The sequence below is a fragment of the Ciceribacter sp. L1K22 genome (assembly GCF_017599385.1).
In the GTDB taxonomy this organism is placed as follows: Bacteria; Pseudomonadota; Alphaproteobacteria; order Rhizobiales; family Rhizobiaceae; genus Allorhizobium.
Window position 1 is genome coordinate 842,276 of record NZ_JAGFPK010000002.1, and the last position, 21,778, is coordinate 864,053.

15 protein-coding genes and 1 tRNA gene are annotated in these 21,778 nt (G+C 60.0%); 9 read left to right on the top strand and 7 right to left on the bottom strand.

What is annotated here, in order from left to right; all coding sequences use genetic code 11:
- Positions 1-54: 54 nt before the first annotated feature.
- A complete protein-coding gene (locus J5J09_RS21880) occupies positions 55-1,443 on the top strand; it encodes a murein L,D-transpeptidase family protein (RefSeq protein WP_246746035.1) in 1,389 nt (462 codons plus the stop codon).
- Complete coding sequence (locus J5J09_RS21885; RefSeq protein WP_208554342.1) at positions 1,440-1,700, top strand: sulfurtransferase TusA family protein; 261 nt, start codon at positions 1,440-1,442, stop codon at positions 1,698-1,700. The genes J5J09_RS21880 and J5J09_RS21885 overlap by 4 nt, the downstream gene beginning before the upstream one ends.
- Here the strand turns inward: J5J09_RS21885 and J5J09_RS21890 are convergent.
- Both J5J09_RS21890 and J5J09_RS21895 read right to left on the bottom strand, forming a co-directional pair.
- Entirely contained in the window at positions 1,690-2,832 is a 1,143-nt protein-coding gene (locus J5J09_RS21890) for a GTP-binding protein (protein ID WP_208554343.1), read from the bottom strand. The genes J5J09_RS21885 and J5J09_RS21890 overlap by 11 nt on opposite strands.
- A gap of 18 nt (positions 2,833-2,850) precedes the next feature.
- On the bottom strand, positions 2,851-3,930 hold the full coding sequence (locus tag J5J09_RS21895) for a D-alanyl-D-alanine carboxypeptidase family protein (protein ID WP_348646508.1): 1,080 nt from the start codon (positions 3,928-3,930) through the stop codon (positions 2,851-2,853).
- 181 nt (positions 3,931-4,111) lie between these two features.
- Here J5J09_RS21895 and J5J09_RS21900 point away from each other — a divergent pair, with 181 nt between their 5' ends.
- The 3 genes from J5J09_RS21900 (at position 4,112) to J5J09_RS21910 (ending at position 6,583) form a co-directional block, all read left to right on the top strand.
- On the top strand, positions 4,112-5,275 hold the full coding sequence (locus tag J5J09_RS21900) for a M20 aminoacylase family protein (RefSeq protein WP_208554345.1): 1,164 nt from the start codon (positions 4,112-4,114) through the stop codon (positions 5,273-5,275).
- Positions 5,276-5,332: 57 nt separating this feature from the next.
- Positions 5,333-5,409 (top strand) — tRNA-Arg (locus J5J09_RS21905).
- Positions 5,410-5,533: 124 nt separating this feature from the next.
- Positions 5,534-6,583, top strand: coding sequence for a DNA topoisomerase IB (locus J5J09_RS21910; protein WP_208554475.1), 1,050 nt, complete (start codon positions 5,534-5,536; stop codon positions 6,581-6,583).
- Here the strand turns inward: J5J09_RS21910 and J5J09_RS21915 are convergent.
- Positions 6,552-8,414: a heavy metal translocating P-type ATPase gene (locus tag J5J09_RS21915; protein ID WP_208554346.1), complete on the bottom strand. Its 1,863-nt coding sequence runs from the start codon at positions 8,412-8,414 to the stop codon at positions 6,552-6,554. The two genes, J5J09_RS21910 and J5J09_RS21915, sit on opposite strands and share 32 nt — an antisense overlap.
- 142 nt (positions 8,415-8,556) lie before the next feature.
- Between J5J09_RS21915 and dxr the strand changes: the two genes are divergently transcribed.
- Positions 8,557-9,750, top strand: a complete 1,194-nt coding sequence (gene dxr, locus J5J09_RS21920; protein WP_208554347.1) for a 1-deoxy-D-xylulose-5-phosphate reductoisomerase — start codon at positions 8,557-8,559, stop codon at positions 9,748-9,750.
- A 37-nt stretch (positions 9,751-9,787) separates the two neighbouring features.
- Here the strand turns inward: dxr and hemA are convergent, their stop codons facing one another.
- The 4 genes from hemA to J5J09_RS21940 all read right to left on the bottom strand — a co-directional run bounded on the left by hemA (position 9,788) and on the right by J5J09_RS21940 (position 14,965).
- A complete protein-coding gene (hemA, locus tag J5J09_RS21925; RefSeq protein ID WP_208554348.1) occupies positions 9,788-11,002 on the bottom strand; it encodes a 5-aminolevulinate synthase in 1,215 nt (404 codons plus the stop codon).
- Positions 11,003-11,219: 217 nt separating this feature from the next.
- The gene (locus tag J5J09_RS21930; RefSeq protein WP_208554349.1) at positions 11,220-12,014 is read right to left on the bottom strand and encodes a xanthine dehydrogenase family protein subunit M; all 795 of its coding nucleotides are present in this window, start codon (positions 12,012-12,014) and stop codon (positions 11,220-11,222) included.
- Between the two features lie 15 nt (positions 12,015-12,029).
- A complete protein-coding gene (locus tag J5J09_RS21935) occupies positions 12,030-14,378 on the bottom strand; it encodes a xanthine dehydrogenase family protein molybdopterin-binding subunit (protein WP_208554350.1) in 2,349 nt (782 codons plus the stop codon).
- Positions 14,379-14,476: 98 nt separating this feature from the next.
- Positions 14,477-14,965, bottom strand: coding sequence for a (2Fe-2S)-binding protein (locus tag J5J09_RS21940; protein ID WP_208554351.1), 489 nt, complete (start codon positions 14,963-14,965; stop codon positions 14,477-14,479).
- Positions 14,966-15,260: 295 nt separating this feature from the next.
- Between J5J09_RS21940 and J5J09_RS21945 the strand changes: the two genes are divergently transcribed.
- From J5J09_RS21945 to J5J09_RS21955, 3 genes are all read left to right on the top strand, one after another.
- Complete coding sequence (locus J5J09_RS21945; protein WP_208554352.1) at positions 15,261-15,524, top strand: YMGG-like glycine zipper-containing protein; 264 nt, start codon at positions 15,261-15,263, stop codon at positions 15,522-15,524.
- Between the two features lie 140 nt (positions 15,525-15,664).
- A complete protein-coding gene (locus tag J5J09_RS21950) occupies positions 15,665-17,584 on the top strand; it encodes an autotransporter assembly complex family protein (RefSeq protein ID WP_208554353.1) in 1,920 nt (639 codons plus the stop codon).
- Positions 17,585-17,609: 25 nt separating this feature from the next.
- The gene (locus J5J09_RS21955) at positions 17,610-21,773 is read left to right on the top strand and encodes a translocation/assembly module TamB domain-containing protein (RefSeq protein WP_208554354.1); all 4,164 of its coding nucleotides are present in this window, start codon (positions 17,610-17,612) and stop codon (positions 21,771-21,773) included.
- Positions 21,774-21,778: the final 5 nt, after the last annotated feature.

Below are 21,778 nucleotides of genomic sequence, written 5' to 3' on the forward strand. Positions count from 1 at the left end.
ACTTTGGAATGCCACTGAAGTTTGCGTAACACTGCCTGAACCGAGCATTTCTTCATGCGCTGGAAAACCTCCGCAATCCTATTGACAGCAGCCCTGGCGCTTGCCGCGTGCAATGCGAGCGAAACGCTAGAGAGCGTCGACGTGAGCAAGGTGCAGGACAAGGACGATCATCCGCTGTCGCCTGCAATCCTTGCCGACATTCGCGCACGGGGTATGGACCGCAATTCGCCGATCATGATCCGGATTCTCAAGGAAGAAGGCGTTCTTGAGATATGGAAGGCGAGACGCGATAACCGGTTTGAGAAGCTGAAGGAATACCAGATATGCGCCTGGTCGGGCCGCCTTGGGCCGAAGGTCAAGGAAGGCGACAGACAGGCACCGGAAGGCTTCTACTCACTGTCGCCGTATCACCTTAATCCGCGGTCCAGCTATTACCTTGCGATCAATACCGGCTTCCCGAACCGGTTCGATGCAGCAAATCGTCGAACGGGATCGAACCTGATGATCCATGGCGCGTGTTCGTCGTCGGGTTGTTATTCGATGACGGATGCACAGATCCTCGAGATCTATGCTTTCGCCCGTGACGCTTTCAAGGGCGGGCAACAGACGATTCAGCTTCAGGCTTTGCCCTTCCGCATGACAGCCGAAAACATGGCCCGTCACCGGCTGAGCGAACATAACGAATTCTGGAAGATGCTGAAGGTCGGATACGACCAGTTCGAGATTACGAAGCGCCCGCCGGAGGTAAATGTCTGCGAGAAGAAATACGTCTTCAATCAGCAGCCGGAAGGCAACGCCAAGTTCAACCCCACAGGCGCCTGTCCGCCGATGAGCACGCCTCCGGCACTTGCCTCGGCGATGAAGTCCTACGAACTCGCCTATGCCAAGGATTACGGCAAGGCAATGAAGAAGTATGACGGGAAGATCTGGTATGACCCGACCGAAGCCGAACGCAAGGCGTTGGTGGCAAAGCAGCGGAAAGCCAATGATCTGGCTTATGCCCCCACCGGTTCGGCGCTCAAGGCCGGCAAGCTGCTGAGCATAGAGGAATTCGAAAAGGCTGCGATGGCGAAGGCGGAAGCAGCCAAGGCCGCCGAAGAAGCACGGCAAGCGGCGGCCGTGCAGCCGAGCGCCGCGCAAGCCGCTTCGGTTCCCGTGCCTACTCCCAATCCTGTCAAATCCGAGACAGCCGCCGCGCCACAGCCGCCGAAGAAATCATTCTGGAACATCTTCGGAAGCGGTCGCCAGCAGGCTGCGGAACCTGCCCCTCAGCCTGCGGCTCCTGCGTCCGCCGCGCAGGCCTCGCCGCAATCCCGGCAACAGGATCAAACGCCCCAGGCGGTATCCGGCGTAGCAGTACCACAGCCAAATCCGACAACAACTCCCGAGAACCTTCAGACTGCGGCGAAGAAACCGTTCTGGAAGTTCTGGGTGACCCAATGACGGACGGAACCACCACGGTCTATGATCTTAGAGGCCTGAAGTGCCCTCTTCCGGTCCTGAAGACCAAACGCCGCCTTGCCCGGATGGCGGACGGTGAACTTCTGACAGTGGAAACGTCCGACCCGCTGGCGGTAATAGACATTCCCCATTTCTGTCGGGAACATGGACACTCACTGGTACAAAAAATTACGACCGAGGGTGGCCATCGCTTCACCATCCGGCGGGGGATGAACCCGCATCAAGAAATCAGAACTTGAAACCGGCTACGGCGAGCGGATTGTCTTCCAACGCCGCACGGTCAGGACGGTCGATGACCGGTTTGCCGACAAACGCATCAAAGAGATCCCGGACGTAGGCCTCTTCCAGACCATCGGTGATGAGGACCAGGCGTGTCCGTCGATCGGCCGGGTCAGGCCAAGCGTCGAGACGCTCCGGCCTGTGAAACACGGATTGAACGCCGTGCAGCACCAGCGGTCTTTCCGGATTGTCCGACAGCGCCACGACCGCCTTCATGCGCAGGATCTTCTCCCCATGCGTCGAGCGGAGCAGGTCTATGAACATCTCCAACGCTTTCGGATCGATCGGCCTATCATGCATCAGCGAATAGGACCGGATCGTATCACCATGGCGATTGATATCGTGATCGTGATCATGCTCGTGATGACCGTGGTCATGATCATGATGGTGATGCCCACGATGGCCGTGATCATGAGCCGCTTCATCCTTCAGCCAGCGTCCGACATCTGCCGTCTTGGTCGCGGGATCGTAGAGACCATTCTCGAAAAGGTCGACTCGACCGGCAGCCTCACCGTCGGCATCGACGAGCAATGCCTTGGGATTGAGCGCCTTGAGGCGAGTGCGAAGTGCGTCGACAGACGCTCCATCTGACATCGACAGTTTCGACAACACAATCTTGTCCGCCACAGCGACCTGTTTCAGCGCTTCGGGATAGCGCTCGATCGTGGCCAGACCGTTGACGCCGTCAACGACGGTGACCACGCCTTCAAGCTCGAAGCTTTCCGCAATGACTGGGTGTCCCATGACCGACTGCATGACGGGGGCCGGATCGGCAAGCCCCGTTGTTTCGACCACTACGCGTGACAGCGTCCGCATGCCGCCGGTCTGGATCGTGTCCATGATCATCGCCAGCGTATCGACAAGCGTCCCACGGATCGTGCAGCAGAGGCAGCCGTCGGAGAGTTCGATAATGCTGTCATCGGACGCCGTGACCAAAAGATGATCGATGCCGACCTCACCAAACTCGTTGATGATGATCGCGGCATCGTTCATCGCTGGATCCTTCAGCACCCGGTTGAGCAGCGTCGATTTTCCGGCCCCCAGGAAACCCGTTATGATCGACACCGCCAGTCGGTCGCGTCTTGGAGCCATCGTAGAAGTCCTTTTGGATCAGAATGAGGGGCGCGGGATCGGGATCGGGATATTCGCCAGTTCCGGCGCCCCACCGGATTTTCCGCCCTTCGTATCCACCACTTCCGTGCCCGGCAAGAGGCCGGCAAACACGTAATTGGGCTCGCGGGCCATCTCGCGAATATAGGGTGAGAACATCTTCATTCGCCCCGCTTCATCGCGGCCTTCGCTACGAACCTGACGCGCCTGTGGATTGCAGATTTGCGCGCTGACATCGGCGACGGTTTCACGCCCCTCGCCATAGGGTGCCAGCGCGTCAATACGAACGCCTGTCGATGGCGCGGTGGTGAGGCCCTTTTGCAGGAGATCGGCCGATCGGTCCGCTCGAGCGCCGAGACTGTCGGCCCCAAGCACGATCGAAACAACCGTTCGGCCATTGCGCGTTGCCGAGGATATCTGATTGAAACCGGAAGCGCAGATATATCCCGTTTTCATGCCGTCGGCACCATCAAAACGGCCGATCAGCAGATTGTAGTTCGGGTAGCTCTTCTTTCCGGTCGTGATGCCCTCAAGCGAGAAGTAGCCCGCATATTCCGGAAATTCACGCCGAAGTGCCAGCGTCAGCACAGCCAGATCCCGGGCCGTGGTATACTGGCCCTTGCCTGGCAATCCATGAGGATTGATAAACCGCGACGACGACATGCCGAGCCTGGCCGCCTCGGCGTTCATCCGCGCCACGAACCCGTCCAACGAGCCGCCGACGGCTTCGGCAACGGCGACCGAGACATCGTTCGCCGACTTGACCATCATGATCTTCAGGGCGCTGTCGAGCGTCATCTTCGCGCCGGGCTTGAAATACATCTTGCTTGCCGGTTCCGCTGCCGCGCGCTGGCTCATGGTCACGATCGTGTCGGTCGAGACTTCACCGGCCCGTATCGCACGGAAGACCGTGTATACCGACATGAGCTTGGTGAGCGACGCCGGATACCATTTGCGGAAAGCTTCCTCGTGTTCCAGCACACGGCCGGAGCCGACATCCACCAGCATCACCGGATTGGCATTTGCGTGTGCGGCGGTCCCCGCGACGAGCGCAGGCAAAAGGGCGATTATGATGCCGATTCTCTTGAGATCGGCCAACAGCCCGTTGTTCGGCCTCTGCACGATTAACCCTCCGTCGTCTGGATATGCCTCGTAATGTCGGATTATTTGTCCTAGATAGTCAACCTATCGCAAAGCAGGTCGAATGCGTCAAATATGCGGCTGGTTCAAACCCGGTCCGCCATAAAACAGGATTGTGATCATGCCGATACTGAATCGCGCCGCGGAATTGCAACGGGAAGTCACGGAGTGGCGCCGGCACCTGCACGCGAATCCGGAAATTCTCTACGAGGTCGAGCAAACGGCAGCCTTCGTCGCCCAGAAACTAAAAGAATTCGGCGTAGACGAGGTAGTCACCGGTCTCGGCCGCACGGGTGTTGTCGGGGTCATCAAGGGACGTGGAGAAAGCAATCGCGCCATTGGGCTGCGGGCTGACATGGACGCGCTTCCATTGGAGGAAATCAGTGGCAAACCATGGGCGTCGCAATCGCCCGGAAAGATGCACGCCTGCGGTCATGACGGCCACACGGCTATGCTGCTGGGTGCTACGAAATACCTCTGCGAAACACGCAACTTCAACGGCTCGGTGGTCGTCATCTTCCAACCGGCAGAGGAGGGTGGTCGCGGCGCGCTGGCCATGGTCGAGGATGGCCTGATGGATCGCTTCGGCATTCAGGAAGTCTATGGCATGCACAACATGCCTGGAAAGAATCTCGGAAGCTTCGCGATCCGCAAGGGCGGGATCATGGCGGCGCCCGACAAATTCTCCATTACCATCACGGGTCGCGGCGGACACGCGGCCGAACCGCACAATACGGCCGACACGATCGTGATCGGCGCGCAGATCGTCAACGCGCTTCAGGTGATCGCCGCACGCAATGCCAATCCACTGCGTTCGGTTGTTGTCTCCGTCACCCAGTTCCATGCCGGGACGACGCACAACATCATCCCTGAAGAGGCCATAATCACAGGTACGGTCAGGTCGCTCGACGAAGGCGTTCGTGATCTCGCCGAGCGCCGAATCCGCGAAATCGCCGAAGGCATCGCTGCCGCGCACGACGCGAGGATCGCCTATGACTACGAACGGGCGTGCCCGGTCACCGTCAACCACGCGGCCGAGACCGAGCATGCAGCGCGGGCCGCGATTGATATTGCGGGCACAGCCAGCGTCGACACCGACGTGGACGCCTCAATGGCCGGCGAGGACTTCGCCTTCATGTTGCAGTCGCGACCCGGCGCCTACATCATGATTGGCAATGGCGATACACCCGGCCTTCACAATCCAGCTTATGATTTCAACGACGAGGTCATCCCGTACGGCATCTCATACTGGGTTCGCCTCGCCGAACAGCGTCTCACGGACTGACCATGCCGCTTTTTCGCTTGGCGAGTCGATTTCGCTTTTGTATGGGTGAAGCCGAGTGGTCCCGTAGCTCAGCAGGATAGAGCACCAGATTCCTAATCTGGGGGTCGCGCGTTCGAATCGCGCCGGGATCACCATAGAACCTGTACCCCCATCCACAACCTCACCAAGACGACCTTGGGAACCCGAACCTTGCCGGGACGTTGCTGCCGTTCCAGCATTCACCGGAATGAACGGGTCATGGACAGCAAACCAGGCGGAATTTCACAACCTCGGGCTTTGGCCCGGATCGGGCTCGTTTATGTCAGCGACGAAATGCCGGGCATCTCGAGGCAGCGGAAGGGCCGCGGTTTCTGCTATCGGCTGCCCGACGGCAGCCTATTGAGGGAGGAAACGCATCTCGAGCGCATCAGGAAACTGGGCCTACCGCCGGCCTATAAGAAGGTCTGGATTTGTCTAGACGAGAATGGTCACCTGCAGGCCACGGGTTTCGATGACGCGGGGCGGAAGCAATACCGCTATCATCCGGATTGGTCGGAGTGGCGAAGTCGACAGAAATACGCAGATCTGCTGGCTTTTTCACGCGCACTGCCTCGCATCAGGCGGACAATACAACGTGATCTGGAAGCCAACTCAGGGGATGCGCGATTTCTACTCGCGGCGCTCGTCGCACTCTTGGACGTTACACACCTTCGGGTGGGGAACCGGTCCTACACGCTGCAAAACGGCTCTTATGGAGCGACCACGCTGCTCAAGCGGCATTTCACCTTCACCGATGACGGCATACGCCTGAGCTTTCGAGCCAAAGGCGGCAAGCGGGTGCAACGAACACTCCGGCATCCCAAACTGCAACGTATCCTGGAAGCGATCGCCGATCTGCCCGGACGCGAGTTCTTCGCGTGGAAGGACGATGATGGCGTTGCTCATCGTGTGGATTCCGGGCGCCTCAACGCCTATCTCACCGAAACGGCGGACTTGGATATCTCGGCGAAAACCTTCCGGACTTGGGGCGGGACGCTCGCGGCGCTCGATGCGGCCTGCGCGGCAATACGACAGGGACGGAAACCCACGATACGGGAGATGTGCCAGGCGGCGTCAACGGAACTCTGCAACACAGCGACGATTTGCCGAAAGAGCTATGTCCATCCCGCAGTACTCGAACTCGCCGCAGCGGATCCGGGCGACGATATGCCTTGGTGGAACGGGGATGGTGCCACACCCGGCCTGCGGGTCAGCGAGCGGCGCCTAGCCGCCCTTCTCGCGTCAAAGGATGATGCGTCTAGGAGTGGCGGCCGTTCGAAGCAGGCGTGAGCACCCGCAGCGCATTCAGGATCACGGTGACATCGATAAGCTCCTGCAGCAAGGCTCCTTGCACTGGTGGCAGAAAGCCGATTGCGGCAGCCACCATCGCTATCAACGAAAGCCCGATCCCGACCCACACGCTTTGCAGCGCGATCCGGCGGGTTCGTCGCGCGATACTGATAGTGTCGGCGAGCCGATTGAGATCGTCAACCAGCAGAACGACGTCCGCGACTTCAGCGGACGCCGCGACACCTCCGGCTCCGACGGCGACGCCGACATCGGCAGCCGACAGCGCCGGGGCGTCGTTGACGCCATCGCCAACCATCAACACCGGCCCATAGCGCTTTTCGTCCTGGACAATCGCGACCTTCTGGAGTGGCAAGACCTCACCGTGCGAAGCTTCGACGCCAAGCGTGCTGCCTATTGTGGCCACAATGCCGCGTTGATCGCCTGACGCCATCACCAAGCGCTGAATCCCAGAACCGCGCAGTGCCGCCAAAAGATCCTTCGCGTCGGCTCGCAACTGATCTGAGAGAAGGATGATTCCTGCGACCAGCCCATCGACCGCGACGGCAACCACGGCGGCACCCGGCGGAATATCCCGCCCCAGTTCGTGGGGATCGCCTTCCAACAAGCGTGACCTGACGAAGTCACTGCCACCGACCACGACGCGACGGCCGTCGACAAGACCTTCGAGCCCGCTTCCCGACGTTTCCATGACATCCGATGGTGAGGAAAGGGTCAGTCCCGCCAAATGCGCGGCCGCCACCAGGCTGCGAGCACTTGCATGCCCGGACGCCTGATCCAGCGAGGCGGCCAGACGAAGAACCTCTCTGTCTTCGAACCCGGTCACGGCGCGCACCTCCATCACGCCCGCCGATCCGGTGGTCATGGTGCCTGTCTTGTCGAGCACCGCGACTTTCACGCGTGCCAGCATTTCCAGCGCGGCACCGCTCTTGATCAGCACGCCCTCGGAGGCCGCGCGCGATAGCCCGGATATCAACGCGACGGGCACGGCCAGGATAAGAGGGCATGGCGTAGCAACAACGAGGACGGCAAGCGCGCGCTGCCGGTCACCGGATAGCCACCACGCCAAAGCCGCCGTAAGCAGGGTTGCACCCAGGAAAAACAGCGCGTACCGATCCGCGAGATGGACCAGTGGCGCGCGGCTCGCTTGCGCCTGTTCAACGAGGCGAACGATACCGGCATACGTACTTTCCGCCGCAGGCCGCAATACGATGAGGTCGAATGCCGCTCCGAGTGAAACGCAACCGCTCGGAACCTCCTCCCCCGGTAGACGCCGCACACTGGTAGATTCGCCTGTCAGAGCGGACATGTCCAAATCCGCAGACCCCTCTGCAAGACGACCGTCTACAGGGATAACCTCGCCGCAGCGAACGAGAATTCGCTCCCCGGGAACCAGACCATCGAGCGACACCTCGGAGAGTTCGCCATCTTGATAGCGGAGTGCCGTGCGCGGAACCCGTCCGAGAAGGGCCGTCATCTCGCGCCGCGCCCGGCCCTCCGCGAAGCTCTCCAGCAACCGACCTCCCGCATACATCAGGGCCACGATCGCAGCTGCCAGGGATTCGTCGAAAGCGATGGCTGCGCTGATCGATAGCGCGGCGATAATGTCGACCCCCGCCTGGCCACGCGACAGCGACCGCAGTATATCCGCGACCATGACGGCAAGGACCGGCAATGCACCCAGAAGCCATGCAGTGACAGACAACGCGGGATGACCTAAGGCGTGGGCTGCGGCGCCGGCGATCAGCGCGACGAGAGCCCACGCCGCAATGATTGGCCACGGATAGTCAACTATTCTACGCGCAGCTGGCATCTGTTTCATCTCCCTCGGCCGCCATCGCCCCTCGACGGTGCAAGCTTCTAACGGCCCAAAATGGCTTCACCGGTGGAGCCTTGCTGACCGCTGCTTTCCCTTGTAGAGCCTTACGGGAGCGAAGTATCAGCCGGATTTTCGAATGTTCAAGGAAGAAACCGCCCCGCATCGCCTTACGGTTCTGGGCTCGACGGGATCGATCGGCGTCAACACGCTGGATGTGATCCGGCATCTGGGCGGCCGCGATCGTTTCGAGATCATGGCGCTGACGGGAAATGGCAATATTACGCTTTTGGCGGAGCAGGCAAGAGCGACCGGCGCCCGCATGGCAGTAACCGCGGACGAAAGCCAGTATGTTGCCTTGAAAGACGCGCTGGACGGCACCGGAACCGTGGTGGCTGCGGGCCGGTCGGGTCTTATTGAGGCGGCAACTATGAATGCCGAATGGGTCATGGCTGCCATCGTCGGCACCGCCGGACTCGCTCCGACGCTGGCTGCAGCAGCGCGCGGGGCAACGATCGCGCTCGCCAACAAGGAGTGCCTCGTCTCCGCCGGCGAACTCTTCGTCCAGGCCGTTAAAAATGGCGGCGGTCGACTGATACCGGTCGATAGTGAGCACAGCGCGATCTTCCAGTGTCTCGAAAAAGATCAGCGACCTAGCCTTGAGCGGATAATATTGACCGCTTCGGGTGGTCCGTTCCGCACGCACAGCCGGGAGCAGATGGCGGAAGTCACGGTACAAGCGGCGCGGACGCATCCGAACTGGTCGATGGGTCTGAAAATTTCCGTCGGCAGCGCCTCGATGTTCAACAAAGCGCTGGAGATGATCGAGGCAAAGCATCTCTTCGATGTCGGGCCCGAACAGATTGAGGTCATCGTTCACCCGCAATCCATTATCCATTCCATGGTTGGCTATTCAGATGGCTCGGTCATCGCGCAGCTCGGCGTCCCCGACATGCGCACTGCCATTGGCTATGCCCTCACCTTCCCGGCGAGGCCTCAGCTTCCCGTCGATCGACTCGATTTCGCCCGGATTGCCCGCCTGGATTTTGAAGCGCCCGACGAAACCCGCTTTCCCGCCCTCCGCCTTGCCCGCACTGCCCTGCAGCGTGGCGGCGTGCAGGGCGCGGTGATGAATGCAGCTGAAGAAACCGCGTTCGAGGCTTTCGTGGACGAACGAATCGGGTTTCTCGACATGGCCGATATTGCCGAGACGGTCATGGAGGAAATGATCGCATTTGGTGGAGCGACGTCTATCAACGATGTGTTTGAGGCTGATGCAGAAGCAAGGCGCCGCGCAGTCGACGCGATCGCCCGAAAAGAAAAAGCCGCCTGAGTTCAGACGGCTTCGTTACTGCTTTGCTCAGTGTCGCTTAGGCTACCGCACGCGCGAGCGCGCAACGAGACCACAACTGGTGAAGCGCGCCGACCAAGTGTTCGATGTCAGCATCGGTGTGCAGCGGCGTCGGGGTGATGCGAAGACGCTCGGTCTTTTTCGGCACCGTCGGATAGTTGATCGGCTGGACGTAGATGTTGAAGTTGTCGAGCAGGATATCGGAAATCCACTTGCACTTGGCTGCGTCACCCACCATCACGGGAACGATGTGGCTTGGGTTGGGCATGTGCGGGATACCGCGCGCATCGAGCAACGACCGAACGCGACGAACGCGCTCCTGATGGGCGAAACGTTCGATCTGGTTGGACTTGAGATGACGAATGGAGGCAACGGCGCCGGCTGCAAGCGCAGGGGGCAAGGCGGTCGTAAAAATGAAGCCTGACGCGAAGGACCGGATGAAATCGCAGAGCGCCGCCGATGCGGCGATATAGCCGCCCATCACACCGAATGCCTTGCCGAGGGTTCCCTCGATAATGGTCAGACGATGCATCAGGCCTTCGCGTTCCGCGACACCTCCGCCACGAGGACCATACATCCCGACCGCGTGGACTTCGTCGAGATAAGTCATGGCGCCGTATCTGTCGGCCAGATCGCATATTTCCTTGATTGGCGAGATGTCGCCATCCATCGAATAGACGGACTCGAAAGCGATCAGCTTGGGCGCCTTTGGATCGGCGGCCGCGAGTTTGGCTTCCAGATCCTTGAGGTCGTTATGCTTCCAGATGACCCGCTCGCACTTTCCATGCTTGATGCCTTCGATCATGGAGGCATGGTTCAAGGCGTCGGAAAAGATGATCAATCCCGGAATCTTATGGCCAAGCGTGCCAAGCGTCGCCCAGTTGGAAATATAGCCGGATGTGAAGATCAGCGCCGACTCCTTGCCATGAAGGTCGGCGAGTTCGTTTTCCAGCAGCACGTGATAGTGGTTGGTGCCCGAGATGTTTCGGGTGCCTCCCGCACCCGCGCCACAGTTATCGATCGCGGTTTTCATCGCCTCGGTGACGAGCGGGTTCTGGCCCATGCCGAGATAGTCGTTCGAGCACCAGACCGTAACATCCTGGGTTCCGTTTTCGGTGTAACGCGTTGCGCGCGGAAAGTTGCCTCTCTGGCGTTCAAGATCGGCGAACACCCGGTAACGGCCTTCTTCGTGAAGACCATCCAACTCGCTCTTGAAAAACGCGTCGAAATCCATTTCCAAACTCCAGCTTCTGCGTCTCTTTTGGTTCCGAGCGCGCCGTCGGTCAACCCTACTTTTCTGGTTTCATTCTAAACTGCGACAAATCGCGCTGTTTTTTTGAATCCTTCCAGAAAATTGCTAACCGATCGTCTCAGTCGGAAATTTGATCTGCGTCAAGCATGCGGAAAAAAGGGCGCCCGAAGCCGCCCTTCCATTTTAGCTGTCAATAACATCACGCCTGGGCCACAGCGCGCTTGGCCATGACCCTGATGAGATTGGCCCTGTAGACGGCTGTGCAATGCAGGTCCTCCATCAGGTTCGATGGATCGATAGCCACCTCTGACAGAGCTTCCGGGGACCAACGGTCCGTCAGGGCCTGTTCGAGACCGGCATGGCGAAAGACGCCATCCGCGCCCGCTCCAGTCACCGCAACCCTGACCCGGCCACCCTTGTTTGCGACGAATACGCCCGTCATCGCATAGCGCGACGCGGGGTTCGCGAATTTGGCGTATCCCGCTTTTTCAGGCGCGTCGAAGACAAACGCGGTGATGATCTCGCCTTCCATCAGAGCCGTATCGAATAGCCCTTCAAAGAAGTCATCCGCCCCGATCTCGCGCTGATTCGTCACGACCGTCGCGCCGAGGGCCAGGATCGCGGCGGGATAGTCGGCAGCCGGGTCATTGTTGGCCACCGATCCTCCAATCGTGCCGATATGGCGGACATGCGGATCCCCGATCATGCCGGCGAGATTGCAGATAGCCGGACAGACGGATCTCAGTTCGGCCGAACCCGCGACCTCAGCGTGGGTCACGCCGGCGCCAATCCGCACCCTGCGCCCGCTGACGGATATTCCTTTCATCGCCTGGATATGCCGCAGGTCAACCAGATCCGAAGGCTGAGCAAGCCGCTGCTTCATTGTTGCGATAAGGGTTTGACCGCCGGCAACGAATTTGCCGTCCTCGGCCGCAGAGAGAAGTTTTACCGCCTCTTCGACGGAGGAGGCACGGTGATAGCTGACTGAATGCATGATCCTCTCCCTCTCTCAGTGCGCTGCCTGGATGGCATTCCATACCGCAAGCGGCGTGGCGGGCATGTTGAGGCTGTTGTGGCCGATGGCATCGGTGATCGCATTGATGAGCGCCGGCGGAGAGCCGATGGCACCCGCCTCCCCGCATCCCTTGATGCCCAGCGGATTGCCGGGGCAAGGAGTGCACTGGTGCGAAACGGTGAACGACGGCAGGTCGTCAGCGCGTGGCATGGCGTAATCCATGAAGCTTGCCGTCAGAAGCTGGCCAGTTGACGAGTCGTAACGCACACCTTCCAGCAAGGCCTGCCCGATACCCTGGGCCAAACCGCCATGTACTTGTCCTTCGACAATCATCGGGTTGATGATATTGCCGAAGTCGTCAGCCGCCACGAACTGGATGATGTCGGTCTTGCCTGTTTCAGGGTCGACTTCCACCTCGCAGATGTAACAACCGGCAGGGAATGTGAAGTTGGTGGGATCATAGAACGCACCTTCCTTCAAGCCCGGCTCCATGCCAGCTGGAAGATTGTGCGCGGTATAAGCGGCGAGCGCCACCTGGAACCAGGGAAGCGCCTTGTCGGTCCCGGCAATCTTGAGCTCACCGTTCTCGATCACCACGTCGCTCTCATCCGCCTCCATCAGGTGGGCGGCAATCTTTTTCGCCTTGGCTTCGACCTTGTCCAGCGCCTTGACGATTGCCGACATACCAACCGCACCGGAGCGCGATCCGTAGGTGCCCATACCCATCTGCACCTTGTCGGTATCACCGTGGACGATCGAGATATTGTCGATCGGCAGTCCGAAGCGCTCGGCAACCAACTGCGCAAATGTGGTTTCGTGACCCTGTCCGTGACTGTGTGATCCTGTCAGAACCTCCACGGTCCCAACCGCGTTCACCCTCACCTCGGCCGACTCCCACAAACCGACACCTGCACCGAGCGATCCCACGGCTTGCGATGGAGCAATGCCGCAGGCCTCAATGTAGCAGCTCATGCCGATGCCGCGCTTCTTTCCGCGTGCTTCGGCCTCCGACCGCCGTCCCGCGAAACCGTTCCAGTCGGCTGCCGTCATCGCGGCATTCAGCGATGCCTCGTAGTCCCCAGCGTCGTAACACATGATGACCGGGGTCTGGTACGGGAAAGACCTGATGAAGTTCTGCCGGCGAAGTTCTGCAGGCGAGACGCCGAGTTCGCGCGCAGCAGTCTCCATAGTCCGTTCAAGAAGATAGGTCGCCTCCGGGCGTCCAGCGCCGCGATAGGCGTCGACCGGGACCGTATTGGTGTAGACCGTGCGTACATTGCAGTGGATCGCCGGGATAACGTACTGGCCCGACAACAGTGTCGCATAGAGATAGGTCGGCACCGAGGACGAGAACAGCGACATGTAGGCGCCCAGATTGGCAACAGTATCGACCTTCAGCGCGGTGATCCTGTTGTCGCTGTCGAAGGCCATCTTCACCTTCGACACATGGTCGCGGCCATGCGCATCCGTCAGGAAAGCCTCCGTCCTGTCCGCCGTCCATTTCACCGGAACACCCGTCTTCCTCGAAGCCCAGAGACAGACGATCTCCTCCGGATAAATGTAGATTTTAGATCCGAAGCCTCCGCCGACATCGGGGGCGATGACCCGCAGCTTGTTTTCCGGCGCCACGTTGTAAAACGCACTCATGACGAGGCGCGCCACATGCGGGTTCTGGCTCGTCGTGTAGCAGGTGTAGTGATCCTCGGCCGAATCATAGATGCCGAGCGCTGCGCGCGGCTCCATCGGGTTCGGCGAAAGCCGATTGTTGTGGATCACGATTTCGGTAACGTGTGCGGCTGCGGCGATCGCCTTATCCGCCGCGCCGGCGTCGCCGATCTCCCAGTCGTAGATCAGATTGCCAGGCGCTTCGGGGTGCAATTGCGGAGCACCGGACTGCAGTGCCTCTGTTGCATCGGTGACCACCGGCAGCTCTTCGTAATCCACTTCGACCGCCTCGGCGGCATCCCTCGCCTCACCGACACTGTCGGCAATGACGACCGCAACCGCGTCCCCGACGTAGCGAACCGTGTCGTGCGCAATTGGCCGCCAGGCGCCCATCTTCATGGGAGTGCCGTCCTTGGAATGGATCATCCAACCGCAGATCAGGTTGCCTATCCCGTCCGCCAAAAGCTGCTTGCCGTCCAGAACGTCGATAACACCGGGCATCGCCTTGGCTGCGGAAACATCGAGACTTTTGATGCGTGCATGCGCATGGGGCGAGCGCACGAAATAAGCGAACTTCATGCCCGGCACGACCATGTCGTCCGTATACCGGCCCTTTCCGGTCAGAAAGCGTTTGTCTTCCTTGCGCGCAACGCGCGCGCCAATTCCTTCAACACCCATCTTCACTCCTCCAACGAGCAGGGGTCTAAAGTTTCGGCGTCAGGCGACGGCGGCCGGCATGAAAACAATCACGAGGCCGGCAGCCGCCCGCCGCCAGGTCACTCGGCAGCTTGGCGGCCGGAAGTCATCTCAGTATTGGCGGCAAGAACGGCTTTGACGATATTGTGGTAGCCCGTGCAACGACAGATATTGCCCTCCAGCTCATGCCGTACCGTCGCCTCATCCAGGTGTCCGCCATGGCGGTTGATCATGTCCACCGCCGTCATCACCATCCCAGGCGTGCAAAAGCCGCATTGCAAACCATGATGTTCCCTGAACGCCGCCTGCACGGGGTGCAATTCGCCATTCGCTGCCAGTCCTTCGATCGTCGTGATCGACGAACCGCTGGCCTGTACCGCGAGAATCGAACAGCTCTTGATTGACTTGCCGTCCATATGAACGACGCAGGCACCGCACTGGTTGGTGTCGCACCCGACATGCGTTCCCGTGAGTCCGAGATTTTCGCGTATGAAACTGACAAGCAGCGTGCGCTCCTCGCACTCGCCGCTCACTGTACGGCCATTCACCGTCAGCGTTACTTTCGTCATCTTGTTCCTCCTCGTGCTTCTCCCGAGCACGCATGCATCATTTGCCTTTTTCTTCAGACGATCAACATATACCGACGCGCCAGACAGATTTTTCGTTTCCGCGCCGCAACATGGAATTATCCCCTGTGACCGGACTCACACAGGCACCTGGGATAGGTGGTTGATGGACAGGTCACGCGTGGACTTTCGCGTTTTCAACGATATGCTTAAGTCACAGCGCGATCTGGCGGAAAGCAGGCGCCGCTGCGAGCAGGGAGGCTCGGACGGGCTTTCCATAAAAAGGTGGAGAAGACAGATGAAGAAAATTCTGGCTCTGGTCCTGGTCGGCCTTTCGGTCGCAGGCTGCACGCAAACGGAGAAGGGCGCGGCGATCGGCGCGACCTCCGGTGCAATCATCGGCGGTATTGCGACGGGCAACGTTCGCGGCGCTGCTGTCGGCGCGGCGATCGGCGGTGTTGCAGGAGCAGTGATCGGACGCGTGTCCGAACAGCCCGGTCAGTGCTACTATCGTGATCGTTACGGCCGTCGCTACGTTGACTCCTGCCCCAGCGGCTACTGAGGCATGAAAACGGGGTAGCCTCGGCAGCGCAGTTCGAGGCTTCCCCATTTTTGTATTCGGACCAGTGCGGAACCCGGGAATGATGGCGGCGTTGCCGCTTCCTCAGGGGCCTGAGCCGATCGGTGAGAGAAAAGCTGCGCATGAAGCGTGATTTGTCAGCACTAAGAACAAGCTCGGCATGTGGAAGAAGCGGTATCGTGCTGACCGTTGCCGCAAGCTTGCTGGCACTGAGCCCGATGCCGGCAGTCGCATTCGAGATTTTCGGCATCAAGCTCTTTGAAGGTAAGGACGAACGTCTGGAAGTGATCAACCCGGTCGACTATTCGATCGATCTGGATATCGATAGCGGCGATGCGGCTCTGGACGATGACTTGCGGCGCAGCTCGCTCCTTCTGCAAAATGAAGGCGAGCCTGTTTCGGGTGACCTGGGACTCGTGATCAGAGCCCGCGACGACCGCGACCGTCTTGTGGCGACTCTCTACGAAAATTCGCGCTACGGCGGCGTTGTCACAGTCCGGGTGGACGGGACACGGCTGGAAGAGCTGCCACCAAACCCGACATTCCGGAAGGAAGGACCTATCCCGGTGACGATTAGCGTCGATCCCGGCCCCTCCTTTGTGCTGGGCAAGTTCACTCTGGGGGGCGATGCGGCGCGGCTCGACCCGTCGGACTATGATCTCGAGCCAGGCGACGCGGCTGGGTCGGACAAAATTCTCGCGGCCGCAGAGAGGGTGGTGATCGACCTGAAGGCGGAAGGACGTCCGCTCGCCCGGCTCACCGCGCGCGACGTGATTGCGGACCACGAAAGACGTACCGTCGACGTAACCATCGCAGCTGACGGCGGACCGAAAGCGCCGATTGGCGATGTCAGCGTCTCCGGCACGAAAAGCGTCGAGGCGGATTTTGTCGCCCGCTACTCCCGGGTACGCCCCGGGCAGCCATACTTTCCGGAGCAACTTGACGCCGCGGCCAAGCGCCTGCGCGAACTGGGTGTATTCTCCAGTGTGACGATGAAGGAAGCTGATACACTGGCCGCAGATGGATCGCTGCCGATTGAAATCGAAGTCTCAGAAGGGAAGCACCGCTATTTCGGTCTTGGCGCGACTGTTTCAAGCATCGATGGTTTTGGGTTGCAGGGCTACTGGGGCCACCGCAACCTTTTCGGCCAAGCCGAGCAACTTCGGATAGAGGGCTCGATCGGGCGACTTGGCGACACCCAAGAGCTCGGCAATCTCGACTATGCGACCGGCATCTCCTTCACCAAACCTGGGGCATTTTTTCCGGCAGCGACCCTGAGTGCCAGCATACTAGGCGCTACCCGCGAAACGACCTCCTATGACATCAATACGGTTACGGCGCAGACTAGCCTCGCGTACGAAATGACGGATAGGGATACGATCTCAGGCGGTGTAGCGGTCGAATGGGCGAATGTTGATGATGCCTTCGGCGAAAACGAGTATCTGACCGTCTATACCCCGTTCGAATATGTCCGCGACGCCCGGGACGATACGCTAAACCCTACCGAGGGCTACCGCGCCTCCTTCGCCGCTTCGCCGAGTTATGAGACATTCGGCAGCACCCCCTTCATTTCTTTACAGGGAAGCGTCACCGGCTATCTGGGTCTCGGTGAGGAAGATCGTATTGTCCTCGCGGGAAAAATTGCCGGCGGGTCTGTTTTCGGGTCGGGCTCTCTGTCGGACATACCGACGAATCGCCGTTTCTTCGCCGGAGGCGGCGGATCGGTGAGGGGTTATGCCTTCGAGGAAATATCCCCATACAACGCCGATGACGATCCCACCGGTGGACGTTCGTTTGCCACGGCGTCATTTGAAGCGCGCATCAAGATCACCGAAGCGATCGGCGTTGTGCCTTTCATCGATGTCGGTACGGTCTCGGCCTCGAATTTTCCGGATTTCTCAGATATCCGTGCAGGTGCGGGTATAGGTCTCCGCTACGCGACACCATTCGGACCGATCAGGCTCGATGTCGCCATGCCTCTGGACCGCTATGATGGCGGCAGCGACTACGGAATTTATGCCGGGATCGGCCAGAGCTTCTGAAGCCTGGAGAAGGAAAACACTGACCATGGCCTTTCTGAAGCGCCTCGCATTATGGTCCATAAGGCTTCTCGGCCTGACTGCCGGCATCGCAATCCTGCTGGGCCTTATTTTGATTGTGGCCGTCGGATTCACGTCCAGCGGGAGCCAGTTCATCGCATCTTTCGTCAGTGGGCTGATTTCCTCTCCCGGTCAAAACATCACGATCAGCAACCTGGGCTCCATCCTAACAGGGAAGCTTCGCATCGAGTCCGTCACGCTCGCTGACAGGCGCGGCACCTACGGCAGCATCAGCGGCATCGAAATCGACTGGACGCCTTCCGCTCTTCTCGGGGCAAACTTCAGAGCCGAAAGGGTGTCGGCCTCGTCTATGACGATAGAGCGACTGCCTGAGACAGGCGAACAGGAAGCAACCACCTCTAGAAGCGGATTCCAGCTACCGGTAAAACTGGACATCGACACGATTTCGCTTCCTTCGGTTAGGTTTGGCGAGGAGGTTGCCGGACTGCCACTGGCCTTTTCCGCAAGCGGGTCATTGACGGCAGATGGCAACTCGATAGCGGCGTCGCTCGATGCCCAACGCCTGGACACCCCGGAAACATCTCTCGAAGCCCGCCTCGTCTACGCACCTGCCGACAACACCCTGATCCTTGACGGCAAGTACGCCGAACCCCGGGAGGGACTATTCGGCACCTTGCTCCGCATCCCGGGAGAGCCCACGCTGACGGTGCGCGTCAATGGTCAAGGTCCTCTGTCCGACTGGGTCGCCGAACTGAGCGCCGATCTGAACGGTGAAACCGTTCTTGCCGTAGAAGCTGGGCACCGGCTCCAGCAGGACGGCGATCGTCAGATTCGGGTCACGGGTGGAGGCGAATTTGCGAGCCTGATGCCGCCATTGCTACGCGAGACTTTCTCCGGCGAGACATCCGTTGATCTTTTCGCGTCTCTCAACGGAACCGACCGACTGAGCATAGAGACGGCCCGTCTCTCCACCGGCAATCTTCTTCTTACCGCGTCAGGGACACTGGATCGTAGCGGGGAGAATAACCTGCAGGCCAATCTGGTGAGTGTCGGTGGACCGATGGATATCCGTTGGCCGCTGCAGAACGGCGATGTAGTTGCTGCCATCGAGCGGATCGACCTGACGGCTGTTGGTCCTGCGCAGTCGGCGACGATCTCAGCTGGCGCGTCTCTGGCGCGGCTCAAGGTCCCAACCGCAGAGCTGGATAACGTTCGCTTCGACGCCCGGTCACGCAATTTCAATCTGGCAGCGCTCTCCGGCGACTTGGATGTCAACCTCGCAGTGGGCGGAGGCGATTTTCAAAACGCCAACTTTGACCGCGCGATCCGTACACCCCTGACAATCAAGGCACCCCTCACCGTCACCGATGAAAGCGTGGCATCGGACAACATCAGCATCGAAAGCCCCGCGGTCAACGGCACGATCGCGGCTCGATATGTGTTGGCCGACGGATCGGCTGCTGGCGCCGTAAACGTGCGAATATCGCCAACCGCGCTACCGGAGACAGTCGCGGAACGGTTCGACGGCGATCTCACGATAAGCGGCGACGTCGCCTACGGGATCGATGGGACGGTGGATATCGATCAGCTCGCCGTCGACTCCAGCCTCGGCACTATCGAGGGCAACGTCACCGTTGGACAAGGCGATCTCGCAAGCGAACTCAGCGGCACGATCACCAATCTCGGAAACCTGCTTACAAATGTTGAGGGGCAGGCATCGTTTACCGCAAATCTGTCTGGGTCCGTTGCAACGCCGCACGCAAGCGTAACGATGTCGATCGCCGACGCCATTTTCGCCGGACGCGAATTGAGCGACTTCACGCTTTCGGCGGCGGGACTTGTTGATCCGCAGGCGCCAGCCGGCACAGTCCAGGCCGAGGGTTCGATAGACGGCCAACAGATATCCATGCGGTCCTCCGTCAAGACAAGCGATGGATTGATACGCGTGCCCACAGTGACCGTGAACGTCGGCTCCAACGAACTCAGGGGATCGCTTGCATTTAACCGTGAGCGCGTTCCGTCGGGCGAACTGACGTTTGACTTTCCGCAGATAGATTTGATCGCGGCTTTCGTCGGCCAGCAGCTTTCGGGCGACCTGTCTGGTAATGTTCGCCTATCCGCCGATGTCACGGATGTGTCGGTCAATATTGAAGCGACGGGGTCGTCCCTCGCCCGGGACGGAACGACAGTGGTCGAGCCCCGGTTTGACGTCACGATCGACGATGTTGCGGACCTACAGATGAACGGAAGCATCAGCGCACAGTCCGTCGGTATCGGCGCAAACTCCTTAATGTCCCCAACGGTCACCTTCACCGGCAACTCTGACCACACAGTGGTTGAGATCACCGCACGCTACGACAACGCGCCGGTCAGGGCGACCGCTACCCTCTCGCGTTCCTCGCAGGGAATTGACATTGCTATGCGGGAGTTCGCCGCAGCACCGCGCGGCATCGACATTCGCCTCGCAGATCCCGCAACGATCAATATTGCGAACGGCACTGTGCGCACCGACGACCTGACGCTTGAAGTAGGAAGTGGTACAGTTGCGGTTCAGGGGTCTATCGGAACAATGCTGAACGCCAACGCGACGATCAGCGGAATGCCTGCAAGCCTCGTGAACAGCGTCGCGCCATCGCTTTCAGCTTCCGGGACAGTTGCGGGAACTGTGGAGGCGCGAGGCAGCCTCAGCGAGCCTATGGTGACCTATCGGCTGAACTGGAGCGAAGCCGCTGTTGCCCAGACCCGAAGTGCCGGTGTTCCTCCCTTAAACGTCGAGGCCAACGGTAACATTGCCGGTAAAAACCTGACGATTGAGACGAGCATCACCGGCGGCGCGGGAGTATCGATCAACGCCAGCGGTACAGTCACTATCGAGGGCAACACGCCTCTCTCGCTGCGGCTCTCCGGAAATATACCTCTCGGCCTGTTTGCCGCTCAACTGTCGGCGCAAGGACTGGTCGCCGAAGGAACCGCGACCGTCAACGCAACCATCTCGGGGCCGGCCTCGACTCCGTCGATCACAGGCAGTGCATCATTGAACGGCGGCACTCTCGTCGATGTCCGTCGCAATCTGACCATCGAGGCACTTTCGGCCAATGTCGCATTGAACGGCAATCAGGCGCAGATATCGGCTCTTTCGGGGCGCCTCTCCGGCGGCGGAAGCATCAGTGGCAACGGGACCGTCGGACTCTCTGGCAGCCTGCCCGCCGACATCACTCTCAACCTGTCAGAGGCTGCCTATGTCGACGGCACACTTGTTTCAACGTCGGCAAGCGGCGATCTTACTCTGCGCGGTCCTCTTCTCGCAGGCCCTACTCTTTCAGGTAATCTGGCGCTCGGGGAAACGGCCATCACCATACCGGAACGTCTTCCCGCGACACTCAGCGAACTGGACATCACCCACCGCAACGCGCCTGCCGATGTCCAGAGGCAGGTCGCAGCATTGTCCCGGCAGGGCGGAAACGGGACGTCAAGCGGAATCAATCTCGACCTGGGCATTACGACTCCTGGAAAGATATTCGTGCGTGGTCGTGGTATCGATGCGGAACTGGGTGGTTCGCTCACCGTTCGCGGAACGAGCACGACACCGGCAGTGTCCGGCGCCTTCACGCTGACACGTGGACGGCTTTCGATCCTGACGCGTCGCCTGACATTCACCAGCGGCACGATTACTTTCGGCGGCAACTTGATACCCCTCCTCAATCTGGAAGCCTCGAGCACCGCCGGAAGCACGACGATCACGGTAAGAATATCGGGGCTTGCAAATGATCCCGCCGTCTCCTTCTCCTCGTCGCCGGCCCTTCCCGAAGATGAAATCCTGGCACAGCTGATTTTCGGCCAGTCGCTGTCCAGACTTTCGGCGGTGCAGATCGCCCAACTCGCGGACGCTGCCAGCCAACTCGCCGGCGGCCGGTCTTCCTCGCTTTTCGAAACGCTTCGCGCCGGTCTCGGTGTCGACAATCTCGACATCACGACCGACTCGGAAGGAAATGCCGCGATCAGCGCCGGGCGCTATCTGAACGATCGCACCTATCTGGAGCTCCAGCAATCGGGCAACGGTGGCGGCAAGGCGGTGATCAACCTTGACATCGGGCGCGGCGTCAAGTTGCGCGGCGAAGCTGGTGGAGACGGCTCGTCGGGAGCGGGCATCTTTTACGAGCGGGAATACTAGCGAGG